This window comes from Campylobacter sp. RM16192, assembly GCF_004803855.2.
Classification (GTDB): domain Bacteria; phylum Campylobacterota; class Campylobacteria; order Campylobacterales; family Campylobacteraceae; genus Campylobacter_A.
This window is the reverse complement of the sequence record NZ_CP012552.1, coordinates 1,274,937-1,286,674: the sequence shown is the minus strand read 5'-3', so window position 1 is coordinate 1,286,674 and position 11,738 is coordinate 1,274,937. Positions and strand designations below refer to the sequence as shown.

At 36.0% G+C, this 11,738-nt stretch carries 13 protein-coding genes; 7 read left to right on the top strand and 6 right to left on the bottom strand.

Going from position 1 to position 11,738, the window contains the following annotated elements; translation table 11 throughout:
• The first annotated feature begins 44 nt into the window (after nucleotides 1-44).
• The 6 genes from mscL (at nucleotide 45) to CDOMC_RS06825 (ending at nucleotide 5,192) form a co-directional block, all read left to right on the top strand.
• The gene (gene mscL / locus CDOMC_RS06850; RefSeq protein ID WP_172128912.1) at nucleotides 45-443 is read left to right on the top strand and encodes a large-conductance mechanosensitive channel protein MscL; all 399 of its coding nucleotides are present in this window, start codon (nucleotides 45-47) and stop codon (nucleotides 441-443) included.
• 22 nt (nucleotides 444-465) lie between these two features.
• Nucleotides 466-1,110, top strand: coding sequence for a Crp/Fnr family transcriptional regulator (locus tag CDOMC_RS06845; protein ID WP_172128911.1), 645 nt, complete (start codon nucleotides 466-468; stop codon nucleotides 1,108-1,110).
• Between the two features lie 125 nt (nucleotides 1,111-1,235).
• Complete coding sequence (locus tag CDOMC_RS06840; RefSeq protein ID WP_172128910.1) at nucleotides 1,236-1,784, top strand: cytochrome c3 family protein; 549 nt, start codon at nucleotides 1,236-1,238, stop codon at nucleotides 1,782-1,784.
• A 19-nt stretch (nucleotides 1,785-1,803) separates the two neighbouring features.
• Nucleotides 1,804-3,150, top strand: a complete 1,347-nt coding sequence (locus tag CDOMC_RS06835; RefSeq protein ID WP_172128909.1) for a multiheme c-type cytochrome — start codon at nucleotides 1,804-1,806, stop codon at nucleotides 3,148-3,150.
• A 161-nt stretch (nucleotides 3,151-3,311) separates the two neighbouring features.
• Nucleotides 3,312-4,385: a metallophosphoesterase gene (locus CDOMC_RS06830; RefSeq protein ID WP_172128908.1), complete on the top strand. Its 1,074-nt coding sequence runs from the start codon at nucleotides 3,312-3,314 to the stop codon at nucleotides 4,383-4,385.
• Nucleotides 4,386-5,192, top strand: coding sequence for a phosphatidylserine decarboxylase (locus CDOMC_RS06825; protein WP_172128907.1), 807 nt, complete (start codon nucleotides 4,386-4,388; stop codon nucleotides 5,190-5,192).
• Nucleotides 5,193-5,288: 96 nt separating this feature from the next.
• Here CDOMC_RS06825 and CDOMC_RS06820 read toward each other — a convergent pair whose 3' ends face one another.
• Together CDOMC_RS06820 and CDOMC_RS06815 are read right to left on the bottom strand one after the other, a co-directional pair.
• A complete protein-coding gene (locus CDOMC_RS06820; protein WP_172128906.1) occupies nucleotides 5,289-5,630 on the bottom strand; it encodes a M15 family metallopeptidase in 342 nt (113 codons plus the stop codon).
• Nucleotides 5,631-6,022: 392 nt separating this feature from the next.
• On the bottom strand, nucleotides 6,023-7,006 hold the full coding sequence (locus CDOMC_RS06815; protein WP_172128905.1) for a transposase: 984 nt from the start codon (nucleotides 7,004-7,006) through the stop codon (nucleotides 6,023-6,025).
• A 243-nt stretch (nucleotides 7,007-7,249) separates the two neighbouring features.
• Between CDOMC_RS06815 and CDOMC_RS06810 the strand changes: the two genes are divergently transcribed.
• Nucleotides 7,250-7,597, top strand: a complete 348-nt coding sequence (locus tag CDOMC_RS06810; protein ID WP_172128904.1) for a hypothetical protein — start codon at nucleotides 7,250-7,252, stop codon at nucleotides 7,595-7,597.
• Between the two features lie 61 nt (nucleotides 7,598-7,658).
• Here the strand turns inward: CDOMC_RS06810 and CDOMC_RS06805 are convergent, their stop codons facing one another.
• From CDOMC_RS06805 to CDOMC_RS06790, 4 genes are all read right to left on the bottom strand, one after another.
• The gene (locus CDOMC_RS06805) at nucleotides 7,659-8,396 is read right to left on the bottom strand and encodes a DNA alkylation repair protein (protein ID WP_172128903.1); all 738 of its coding nucleotides are present in this window, start codon (nucleotides 8,394-8,396) and stop codon (nucleotides 7,659-7,661) included.
• A 200-nt stretch (nucleotides 8,397-8,596) separates the two neighbouring features.
• Complete coding sequence (gene ychF, locus CDOMC_RS06800; RefSeq protein ID WP_172128902.1) at nucleotides 8,597-9,700, bottom strand: redox-regulated ATPase YchF; 1,104 nt, start codon at nucleotides 9,698-9,700, stop codon at nucleotides 8,597-8,599.
• A complete protein-coding gene (locus CDOMC_RS06795) occupies nucleotides 9,700-11,151 on the bottom strand; it encodes a leucyl aminopeptidase (protein WP_172128901.1) in 1,452 nt (483 codons plus the stop codon). Before CDOMC_RS06795 ends, ychF begins: the two co-directional genes overlap by 1 nt.
• Nucleotides 11,141-11,737: a DedA family protein gene (locus tag CDOMC_RS06790; protein ID WP_172128900.1), complete on the bottom strand. Its 597-nt coding sequence runs from the start codon at nucleotides 11,735-11,737 to the stop codon at nucleotides 11,141-11,143. The genes CDOMC_RS06795 and CDOMC_RS06790 overlap by 11 nt, the downstream gene beginning before the upstream one ends.
• Nucleotide 11,738 lies beyond the last annotated feature (1 nt).

The window sequence follows — 11,738 nt, the reverse complement described above, 5'->3', positions numbered from 1 at the left end:
ATCTTATATAATATTATTTATTACATTCAAACAAGAGGTGAAACATGAGTTTCGTTAAGGAATTTAAAGAATTTGCTATGCGTGGAAACGTCATAGATATGGCTGTGGGTGTCGTTATAGGAGGCGCTTTTGGCAAAATCGTAAGCTCTCTTGTGGGTGATGTGATTATGCCTATCGTAGGTGTTTTAACTGGAGGAGTAAATTTTACAGATCTTAAATTTACTCTCAAAGACGCAGTAGGAGATGTGCCTGCCGTTACTGTTAATTACGGCTCTTTTATACAGACAATGGTTGATTTTATGATCATTGCTTTTTGTATATTTTGTTTTATTAAGGCTATAAATACTCTTAAAAAACCAAAAGTCGAAGCTCCTAAAGAGCCTGCCAAGCCAAGTGAAGATATCGTTCTTCTAACAGAGATTAGAGATCTTCTTAAAAAGTAAATTTCGTATATTTTGTTAAAAAATGAGTGTTTTAGGACAAATTCCATTTTTTAAAGAACTGAGAGAGAATGAACTAGAGCAACTAGAAAAAATCAGCATAATCAAAAAATACAAAAAAGGCGAATTTTTGTTTATGGAAGGAGAGGATTCCAAGTGGCTTCATCTCCTTCTAAAAGGCTCATTAAAACTTTATAAAACTACACCAAAAGGCAAAGAACTTTTCATGCATCAGCTTAATGCTATGAATTTCGTAGCCGAGCTTGCGAATTTTGAAAATATTAAATTTCCAGCTACCGCACTATTTATAAATTCGGGAGAGGTTTTAAAGATAGATTATGAGAAATTTTATAATGATTTTCTATCAAATCCTAAAATTTCAGTAGCTATCATAAAATCTTTATCTCAAAAGCTAAAAATTGCTAGTGAGGTTTTGCACCATGAGCTTATTTTAAGCTCGGAAGCAAAAGTTGCAAAATTTTTAATGGATCATCAAGATCTTTTTAATACTTTCAAGCATGTAAAAATAGCTTCAATATTAAATATAACTCCAGAAACTTTTTCGCGCATACTTGCCAAATTTAAGACACAAGAGCTTATCGATCTAGATCAAAACAACAAAATCATCACTATTTCAGAAGAAAAGCTTAAAGATTTTTTTGATAACTGATATTTAATTTCAAATTAAGATTAATTGATAAACGTCAAGAATTTACACTTGCGCTTTCGTTATAATAACTTAAATATTTTATTAATAACATTTAAATAAAATAAAATATTACACGAAGGATCCGCATGAAAAGAAAGTTTTTTGTTTGGTCGGTTGTGCTTGGTATATTTATAGGACTTATATCATCGATCGGAATTGCTGATCTGATCCATTATACTGGAAGTGATAAATTTTGTACTATGTGCCATACTATGGAGCCCATGGTAAAATCTTATCACAATGACGTACATGGTGGCAATAACAAGCTTGGAGTAAAAGCGCAGTGCTCTACCTGTCACCTTTCTCATGATAATACTTTAATGTACCTGTGGACAAAGACAAAGGTATCTCTAAACGACGGTTATAAGACTTTATTTGCCGATGTAAGCAAGATTGATTGGCATGCGAAGCGTAAAAACGCTCACAAATTTACGTATGATAGCGGCTGCATGACCTGTCACTCAAATTTAAAAGAGGCAAATAATCAAGTTGATAAAGCTTGGCTTGCCCATAGGGATTATTTCGCAGGACACATTAAAAAAACCTGTGTCGAGTGTCACAATAATGTAGGGCATAAAAATTTGGGCATAGAGATTACAAAACATTGGGAGAATATAAATGCAAACAATAAATAAAACCTATAAAGGAGGAATAATGTTGAAAAAAGTTATTGCATTAATAGCCTGTCTTTTTTCGTTCGCATTTGCTGAGAGCATTTCGGATGCAAATCTTGTGAAAAACTTAAAAGTTGATCGCAATTTGACTCCGCTTGCTAAAAGCTGCGTTGAGTGCCACGCAAAAGAGACACCGGGTATTGTGGCGGATTGGAAAAATAGTCGTCATGCACATGTTGGAGTAAGTTGTACGGATTGCCACTCGCACCCTGCTGATAGTCCTATGGCAATGAAACAAGCACATCCAAAGGATAGTAACAATCACGTGTCTGCTTTAGTAAGCCCAAAAACTTGTGAAAAGTGCCATGCTAACGAAGTTAAAGAGTTTAACGAGAGTGGTCACGCAAGAGGCGGTATCCAAGTGTATGCTAAAAAAGGTATGCTTGATTTGATGTATCATTTTGAAGGTAGAGGTCATCCTGATCTACAAATTTCTCCTGATTCAACAGGTTGTATGCAATGCCACGGCTCTGTGATTAAAATGGATGCTGATAATCGTCCTACAAAAGAGACTTGGCCAAACTACGGTATAGGCAACCTATATCCAGATGGTGGAATCGGCGGATGTAAAGCATGCCATAGCGGACACAAATTTGCTGTAAGTGAAGCTAGAAAACCGGCTGCTTGTGCATCTTGTCACCTTGGACCTGACCATCCGGATATCGAAATTTATAACAACTCAATGCACGGACATATCTTTAACTCAGAAGGCAGTACATGGAATTTTGACAGTGCTCCTGACACATGGGCGGTTCCTGACTATAGAGCCCCAACTTGTGCGACTTGCCATATGAGCGGAGTAGGTGAGCTACAAACTACACACAACGTTTCAAGACGCTTAAAATGGAACCTTTGGGCGCCACATAGCAACCTAAGAACAGGTGGAAACGATACTGCGGTAAGCGAGTATCAAAAAACAGGCAAACTAAACGTAGGTACACCTCTTGCAGGTCACGTTGATGGTCCTGATGCGGCTAGAAAAGAGATGATGATGGTTTGTAGAGAGTGCCACTCTTCGCTTCATAGTGAAAACTTCTTTGCGATGGCGGATAAGCACGTAATGCTTTACAACGATTATCACAAAGACGCAAAAGCGATGCTAGATGATCTTAAGTCTAAAAAGCTTCTTAAAGAAGATCCATGGGCGGATGAGTTCCAAAGAATTTACTACCACCTATGGCACCATGAAGGTCGCCGTATGAGACAAGGTGCGATGATGAACGGACCTGACTATGCTCACTGGCATGGAGTTTTTGAGCTTAAAGATGATATTAGAAAGCTTAAAGATATCTATGACAAGAGATTAAAAAGCGGAACTATCGAGTAATATTTTTTAAAACATAGGGTGAGAGCTTTCTCACCCTATATCTTTTTTAAATTTTATCTTTATTATTTTCTATCAAAACAGTTGATTTGGCTAAGTTGTTTAATAATTTTTGCTAAATTTATAATATGTTTTATATAGTTTCTTCACTAATTATCATTTTAATGAATTTTGTCGGTTACAGAGGGTTGTTTGCTAAAACAGAGGGGCGAAGTCTGCATAAATTTTTACTCGCAGTCTTTTTTGCTACTCTTGCCGTGGGTGGCGTGTTATTAGCTTTTTCGCTCAGGTTTAACTTCTTAAATGCTCAGTTTAGGCTAGCGTTTTCGCTCATGCTTGCGCTTAGCTTTATACTATTTTCCTTTGTGCTGGTTTCAAATTTAATCATCGTCTTTTTTAGACCCGTCACAAAGCGCGTATTTAGCGAAAGCAGGCGTAAATTTTTAAGATTTTATCTTGATGTTACTATCCTAATCCTTGCTTTTAGCTACTTTTTTAAAGGCATGTATAACGCCTCGCACGTTCCACAGGTTAAGCCTCAAGAGGTAAGGCTAAAAGGACTTAAAAAGCCTCTTAGGATAGCGATGATAACGGATGTGCATTTGGGCGATTTTTTAGGCGTTCCTTTTGCTAAAGCTTTGGTTGAGTGTATAAATTCGCTTGATGCAGACGCGGTTGTGATAGTGGGCGATATAGCCGATCTTCATCCAAAAAAGCTTGGCGAGTATATAGCCCCTTTTGCTGAGTTTAAGTCGCGATATGGAACATTTTATGTGCCGGGAAATCACGAGTATTATCACGGTATCGAAGGAACTCTTAATGAGATATCAAATATAGGCATTAAAATTTTAGGCAACGAAAGCGTGCAAGTAGGCGGTATAAATTTAGCTGGAGTTTATGATCTTATTGGTTATAGATATAAATTTTACGAGCCTGATTTAGAGGCTGCACTTAAAAGCACGGATAAAAATTTGCCGACTGTTTTACTGGCTCATCAGCCTAAATTCATTAGATATATGCATAAAGACGTTGATTTAGTGCTTTGCGGGCACACTCACGGCGGACAAATTTTCCCATTCTCGCTTCTTGTAAAGCTTGATCAGAAGTATTTAGCGGGACTTTATCAAGTAAATGATAAAATGCAGGTGTATGTAAGCAGAGGTGCGGGATTTTGGGGGCCTCCGGTGAGAGTTCTTGCGCCTAGCGAAATTTCATTTTTAACACTTCAGGGAGAGTAGATGAGGCGTAAAGTTTCTCAAATTTTTGGAAAAATAGCTGCTTTTAAATTTCCTAAGCCTATTCAAAATTTTATCAATTCAAATTACGTAAAGTATTTTAAAATAGACATGAGCGAATTTAAAACTCCTGGTGAGTACGATAGTTTGACTGCGCTTTTTACTAGGGAATTAATGATTCCTCGCAAATTTGATGAAGCTAGTAATATTTTTATAAGTCCAAGCGACGGCGTTTGCCTGGAATGCGGTACCAGCAATTTGAGAAAAGCTCTTAGTATAAAAGGACATGAGTATTCTATAACCGAGCTTCTAGGCTCTGCTTTAGGTGAAGAGGGCGCCAGGCAAGAGGAATTTGGCTATGCTAATATCTACCTAAGCCCTAGAGATTATCATCGCTATCACGCTCCTTGCGATATTGAAATTTTAAGTGCTCTTTATATTCCTGGTGATTTATACAGTGTAAGCGTGAAAGCTCTTGAGAAAGTTGAAAATCTATACGCGCTCAATGAAAGAGTTGTTTTAAAGTGTAGAATTTCAAACAAAAAGATAGTTTGGCTTGTATTTGTCGGAGCTTTAAACGTTGGAAAGATGAAATTTATTTTTGACGATAGAATTCAAACTAATGCGATGGCCTCATTTGTCCAAAGCTATGAGTATGAAAATTTAAGTGTCAGAAAAGGTGAACTTTTGGGTTATTTTGAGCTAGGCTCCACGATTGTGATAGTTGGCGAAAAAGATAGCTTAGAGCTTAATCTTTTTAATTCTAAAGTTTTAAAATTCGGCGATAGTGTCGGAATGATAAAAGCTTAAAAGATTTTAAGATGGATGTCAAGCCCCATTTTGATAATAAAAAATTATGAGATAGTAAAGTTGCGATTTTATCGTAATTTTGCTTAGATTATTTTTTTATTCTAATCTGCGTTCAAAATGTGGAGTGCCTATAAAGTTTTTGAAATTACCACCCCATTTATTATTTTTTGATAATTGCTCCCAATAGTCGCCAATAAATTGAAGTTCGCTTTTAGACTGAATCCAAGAGCCATTAAAGAATATATGTAAATCTATAGCACATCTTTTTAAATGTAATGAATCAAGAGTTTTTGTTTTACCAGATTTTATATATATTTCTTGTTGCTCTTTTGTCCGTTCAGCTTCACCGATTCTTACATCATAGCCGTTATTATGTATAAAATTAAGTAGATGTGTTAAGTCTTTACTAAATAATTCTTGATTTTGTCCTAAAGTCATTTCTTAGACCTTGAAAAATAACGAGTATAAAAATTATAGATTTTATCTATCTTACTGTTTATACTCTCTATCTCTTTTGTATTATACTCTTGATAATTTTAAAAGATTCTTCCAAGAGTTCAAAACGTTTATTAAAGCTATTGAGTCTTTGAGAAATTATCCAATTTATAGCATTTGTAGCAGTAGCGATAATTTGTCCATAGCCTATACGCTCTTCAACACTTGTAATTTAAACATCTTATTGAACCTCACTTTTTAAAGATTTTAATAAATATCTGTTTTGAATTAAACGTGATAAATTACCTCTATCAACTCCGCTATCTCTTAATATATCCTCTCTTGATATTCGACTATTGCGAACTGAAAGAAGCTTATAAACGCTATATAAAATCTTAACTTGCTCCAAGCTTATTAAAACTTTTGCCATTAATAAAACTCTCATCAAAAGGAAATAAAGATTTTAAATACCTGACTATTGCACACATCACGGCAACAATAGCAACTTTTTTATTTTTACCCTTACTTATTAGATTTTCATATCTTTGTTTAAATTTAGCATTGTAACGGATAGCAGACATAGCAACAAGAAAAAGAATGCGCCTAGTCTTAGGATTACCTTTTTTATTTATACATTGAGATTTTTTAACACTGCTTCCACTCTCATAAATACGAGGGCTTAAACCTACAAAAGATATAAATTGTTTTGCGGTTTTATCTCTATTAAAATGTAGATTCGGAAATAAAGATATTGCCAAATCTACACCGAAGCCATTATTAGCTTTTATAATTTCATCGCAATTCGGAACAAAAGATTTTAATATCTCATAAGCCATTAATTTAAGTTTCTTTTGTAATTGCGTTAATTGATTAGTTAGAGTTGTGATAATCTCGTCAAGTTGATTATCGCTCACAAGTTTTTGAGATTTTTTAAAGTTTTTTAGTTGTGTTTGGATTTTAATGAGAAGAGATATAGCAGAATTATAGCTATTTATTAAATTATACTCTTTATTATAAGTTGTAGGATTTAATTCAGAAGAAAATATCCTACAATAAAGAGACAAGCCGTAAGAATCTGCTATATCTGTTTTTTTAGAGTTTAAATGTTTTAAGAAATAACTTGTTTTTTCAGGATTTAAAAGAGAATATTTAATACCCAAGTCGTTTAAGACTCTTTGTAATGTAATGTGATAGTTATTTGTATATTCTAAAACTACCGTAACATTATCAGAAGTAAAAGATTTAAAATAAGCTTCAATAACGTTATAATCGTTAGGAAGTGAAATAAATTTAGGTTTTTTAGATTCGTCCGAAGTTAAAAAACAAAAATCAACCTTATCCTTAGAAATGTCAGCACCTACAAAAAAATCTTTTTTCATAATCGACCCTTTAAAAGAAATTAGGTATAATCTTTTCTTGTATTCAGTGTTAATACACTAAGATTTTTAATCAGACTTTATACCTATAAAGCCCCTAAAATCTTTAACGCAGTGTTTAACACTTAGAACACAATCAGTGGCTTTATAATTGTATAAAAAAACAAATTAAAAGCCGACCATAAAAAAATATGGACTTTATACAATAGCTTTTAATTTATAAGTGAAATCATACAAGGAGGCAAGATGGGAACTCAGCTGGTCGAGCAAGCAGAATTAAAGGAGATGATTGAATTTAAAGAGCGTATAGAAAATAATACAGTAGTGGAGTTTTGGGAAAACTCCGAGGATTTTGAGCGTTTAGCCAATACTACCGTTAAGACTATGCGTTATGTCAATGAAGAGCAGCTTAGAGAATTTGCTCAGGGTCTAAATCAGATGAATGAAAAGATCTTAAATCTTACATTCGAAGGTGTAAAAAAGCACTACGAGAAGCAATCCGAAGGTGCTAGTAAAAAACAAAAAATCAACATCACCTGTGCGTTTGTGATAGGTCTTGTAGTCGGGGCGGTGTTAGTTAAGTTATTTTTCTAAATAAATTTGACGCTGGAGTGATCGGCTATTAAGTTATTAAGCCCAAACTCTGGCGTTTATACTAAATTTTAATTTTTCTTGTGGCGTGTTTTACTATCCACTGCGTGTTTTGATTTTTAGATTTTGCCCATTTACTAAGAAGCTCTTTGGCTGCGTCAAAATTTAGCTTTAGATAGTCATTCATGTGATTTGCCACTGATCTTTGCACGAATTTTACATTATCCTCTTTTAAAAGCTCTAAAATTTCAAAAACAGGCTTTGGATCATCTATGAAATTTTCAAGCTTACTCGCCCAAGGAAGCTTCGGACGTAAGCCCTCAGACGCAAGACGCCTTATGTGAAAGTTGCTAGACTTTGCCCAGTTTTGCATAACTTCTAGCATTTCGTTTGGATATTTTCTTATAAATACTCTTATCGCGTATTCGCCTGTGTTTCGTTTAGTGATCTCAGAGATTGCGTTTATAGAGGTTTCAAAGTCATTAACTCCATAAATTTCAACAAATTTGCCAATCGGCAGCACCCAATAGTAGTTTTTAAACATGCCTGTTTCGCTTGGATTTTCTTCGCCTAATATGCTTGTTAAAATTTCTATTTGGCCTTTGTAGTATAAATTTAGTGCAGAGTTAAGCTCTCTTGCGTGAAGCTCTATCCTGCCTGAATACGCTAGCTCATCAACTTTGCTAGATATATTTTTTATATATTTTTGCTCGTCAAATTTGGGATAAACGGCTTTGATCTTACCTGATAAAAGCTCTGCTAAATTCACGCCAAAATATTGTGCCAAGCTATAATCGCTCATTTTTATCTCTTAAATTACAAATAGTTAAAAATACTCTGTTTAAACATCATAATGGGTAGTATAACGTTCTTTTAAGATTAAATTTCAGTAACAACTTTATTTGTAGCTATGAAATATTAAAATCATAAATGCTCACTAAGGCATATATAAAATAGCCTTGTTTTGTAGCATCTATGACTTATTTTGTTGCTTTGCTTAAATTAAACATTAAACCTAAAGTGCATCACATCGCCATCTTGCACGATGTACTCTTTGCCTTCAAGCCTCATCTTGCCGGCTTCCTTTGCACCTGTTTCGCCGTTGCAAGCGATGTAATCATCATAGCTGATTACCTCTGCCCTTATAAACCCTCGCTCAAAGTCGTTATGGATCACACTTGCAGCTTTTGGAGCTTTCCAGCCTTTTGTGATCGTCCATGCGCGCACTTCAACGACTCCTGCGGTGAAGTAGCTTATCAAATTTAGCTTGGCAAAGGCGGTTCTGATGATCTTTTCAAGACCGCTTTCGTTTGCACCAAGCGAGCTTAAAAACTCATGCGCCTCCTCGTCACTTAGACCTACAAGCTCCTCTTCTATCTTGGCGCACAGTTTTATCACTTCATGACCTGAACGAGCGGCAAATTCGCGAAGTTTTTTTACATATTCATTATCCTCGCAAATGCCATCTTCATCGACATTTGCTCCATATATCACCTCTTTAGCGCTTAGTAGTCTTAGCTCTTTATTTAGGCTCATAAACGCCTCGTCATCACGCTCATCAAAGCTGTTTGCGCTCTTGCCTTCGTTTAAGTGAGCTAAAAGCTTAGTTGCTATCTCAAGCGCTTCTTTTGCGCCTTTTTGATTTGCTTTTGCCTCTTTGTTAAGGCGTTCGATTTTTTTGTTTAGCTGCTCGATATCGGCTAGGATTAGCTCGGTTTCGATGATCTCTACATCTCTTACAGGATCAACGCCACCTTCTACGTGAGTGATATTTTCATCTTCAAAGCAGCGCACTATGTGAAGTATGACCTCGGTCTCACGGATGTTTGAAAGGAATTTGTTACCAAGACCTTCTCCTGAGCTTGCACCCTTAACAAGCCCTGCGATATCGACAAAATCGATAGTAGAATACTGAATTTTATTAGGATTTACGATTTTAGCTAGTTCGTTTAATCTCTTATCAGGCACAGGCACCACAGCCTTATTTGGCTCGATCGTACAAAACGGATAGTTTGCACTCTCTGCATTTTGCGCCTTTGTAAGAGCGTTAAAAGTGGTTGATTTGCCGACGTTTGGAAGACCTACTATACCTACTCCAAGACCCATTACAGCTCCTTTGCAAGCGCGTTAAGATAGTATAAATTCATCCTTACCCCGGCTCCCGTTGCGCCTGATTGGTTATATCCCCAAGCCTTTTCGGTGTATGCAGGACCTGCGATATCTTCGTGGATCCATTTATCTTTAAACTCTTCTTTTATAAATTTATCCAGGAAAATTCCGGCCGTGATAGCTCCGCCATATCTGCTTGAAGCTATGTTGCTAACGTCTGCAATTTGGCTTTTAACAAGCTCTCTTAAGTGCCTGTTAAACTCTAAAACAGTGGCAAATTCGCCGCTTTTTGCACTTTTTGCTTTAAGCTCGCTTTTTAGCTCTTCGTTATTTCCCATTAGTCCTATTGTGTACTCGCCAAGACCTACTACGCAAGCTCCCGTAAGAGTTGCCATGTCTATTAAGATATCAGGCTTTAGCTCTTGCGCCCAGCTTAAGCAGTCAGCCAGCACTAAGCGGCCCTCTGCGTCGGTATTTCTAACCTCTATCGTAACTCCTGAGCGAGAGATAAGTACGTCATCAGGCTTATAGGCGTTGCCTCCTATCATATTTTCGGTCACGCCGCAAACCGCATGAATTTCAAATGGTAGCTCAAGCTCGCTAGCACCCTTTATGATGCCAAGTGCAGCCGCAGCTCCGCTTTTATCGGCTTTCATCGTAAGCATATAATCAGCCGGCTTCAAGCTAAGTCCGCCGCTATCGTAAGTTAGACCTTTGCCTACAAATACGATCTTCTTTTTAGGCGATTTTGGTTTATACACTAGATGTATCAAACGAGGCGGATAAACAGAAGCACGATTTACCGCTAAAAACGCGTTCATGTTCTCTTTTTTTAGGAATTTTTCATCGTAAATTTTGCATGTTACGTTTTTTAAATTTTTAGCCAAAATTTGTGCATCTTCAGCCATTTTTAGCGGAGTGTAAATTTCAGGAATTTCATTTACGATATCTTTTGTGAAATTTGCTGCGCTTGCCATTATCTTGCCGTGTTTTATGCCAAGTTCTGCCTTTACAGTATCGACCTTTTTGCCTTCAAACTCTTCTGTGCTAAAGATGATCTCATTTAGCGTATAGTTCTCTTTTTTCTCTTTGTATTTGTTAAACTCATAAGCTCCAAGCGCAAAGCCCTCAACCAAGCTTTGAAAGCTCATTTTAGTGCATTCTGCTAAGTAGCTAGCAAGCTTAATCTTTTTAACATTTAACCTTTTTACGCAGTTATAAGCCTTTGCCGCTGCCAGTCTAAGCTCGTCAAATTCAAGCTTTGTTACAGGGATATAAAGCCTTGCGTTTTCTATGAGAAGCAGCGGGCTATCGGCTTTGTAGTTGCTAAATTTAAAGCTTTTTTCATCTTTTATAAATTTGTGTTTTAAATTTTTATCCACGACAAAGATCAGTTCTAAATCGGCTTTTATCTTGTCAAGTGGTTTATTTAATATACTAAATTGCATTACGTCTATTTTTCCTTTCGTTTAATATCTTATTTTCTATTCTTTTAAATCCATACAAAAGCGTTCCAAGGAAGGTCGCTGCGATAGGTATTGCGATATACCAATGATCTTTTGCTTTATCTAAAATATCTAGTATATGTTCTCCTAAGAAATATGCAGGCAGTATTGTTATCCCTGCCCAGCACCATGCACTCATTAAATTTATAAAAGCGAATTTTTTAGCGTCGTATCGCGTAAGTCCTATACTCATAGGTATCACGGTTCTAAGTCCGTACATATAGCGCTGAATAAAGATAATTGGCCATCCGTTTTTCTTAAGAAGAATATGCGCTATCGCAAATTTTCTTCTTTGGGAGCGCAGTTTTTTGGATATGAAGTTTTTGTTATATCTGCCTATATAAAAATATACTTGATCTCCGGCAAATCCTCCAAGTCCTGCGATAAATATAGCAAGTCCAAGATCCATTTGCCCAGTATGAGACATGATACCTCCCATTATAAGAGCCATTTCACCTTCCATCATACACCATATAAAAAGTATGATGTATCCGTATCTTGTAAGAAGATCTATAAAAAAAGCTTCCATA

Bases quoted from the DNA above. Each gene is read 5' to 3' on its own strand.
- CDOMC_RS06815 (WP_172128905.1), bottom strand. From the start codon at position 7,006: ATGAAAAAAGATTTTTTTGTAGGTGCTGACATTTCTAAGGATAAGGTT.
- CDOMC_RS06845 (WP_172128911.1), top strand. From the start codon at position 466: ATGAGTGTTTTAGGACAAATTCCATTTTTTAAAGAACTGAGAGAGAAT.
- CDOMC_RS06795 (WP_172128901.1), bottom strand. From the start codon at position 11,151: ATGCAATTTAGTATATTAAATAAACCACTTGACAAGATAAAAGCCGAT.
- CDOMC_RS06825 (WP_172128907.1), top strand. From the start codon at position 4,386: ATGAGGCGTAAAGTTTCTCAAATTTTTGGAAAAATAGCTGCTTTTAAA.
- CDOMC_RS06810 (WP_172128904.1), top strand. From the start codon at position 7,250: ATGGGAACTCAGCTGGTCGAGCAAGCAGAATTAAAGGAGATGATTGAA.
- CDOMC_RS06790 (WP_172128900.1), bottom strand. From the start codon at position 11,737: ATGGAAGCTTTTTTTATAGATCTTCTTACAAGATACGGATACATCATA.
- CDOMC_RS06820 (WP_172128906.1), bottom strand. From the start codon at position 5,630: ATGACTTTAGGACAAAATCAAGAATTATTTAGTAAAGACTTAACACAT.
- CDOMC_RS06830 (WP_172128908.1), top strand. From the start codon at position 3,312: ATGAATTTTGTCGGTTACAGAGGGTTGTTTGCTAAAACAGAGGGGCGA.
- CDOMC_RS06805 (WP_172128903.1), bottom strand. From the start codon at position 8,396: ATGAGCGATTATAGCTTGGCACAATATTTTGGCGTGAATTTAGCAGAG.
- CDOMC_RS06835 (WP_172128909.1), top strand. From the start codon at position 1,804: ATGTTGAAAAAAGTTATTGCATTAATAGCCTGTCTTTTTTCGTTCGCA.
- CDOMC_RS06840 (WP_172128910.1), top strand. From the start codon at position 1,236: ATGAAAAGAAAGTTTTTTGTTTGGTCGGTTGTGCTTGGTATATTTATA.
- ychF (WP_172128902.1), bottom strand. From the start codon at position 9,700: ATGGGTCTTGGAGTAGGTATAGTAGGTCTTCCAAACGTCGGCAAATCA.
- mscL (WP_172128912.1), top strand. From the start codon at position 45: ATGAGTTTCGTTAAGGAATTTAAAGAATTTGCTATGCGTGGAAACGTC.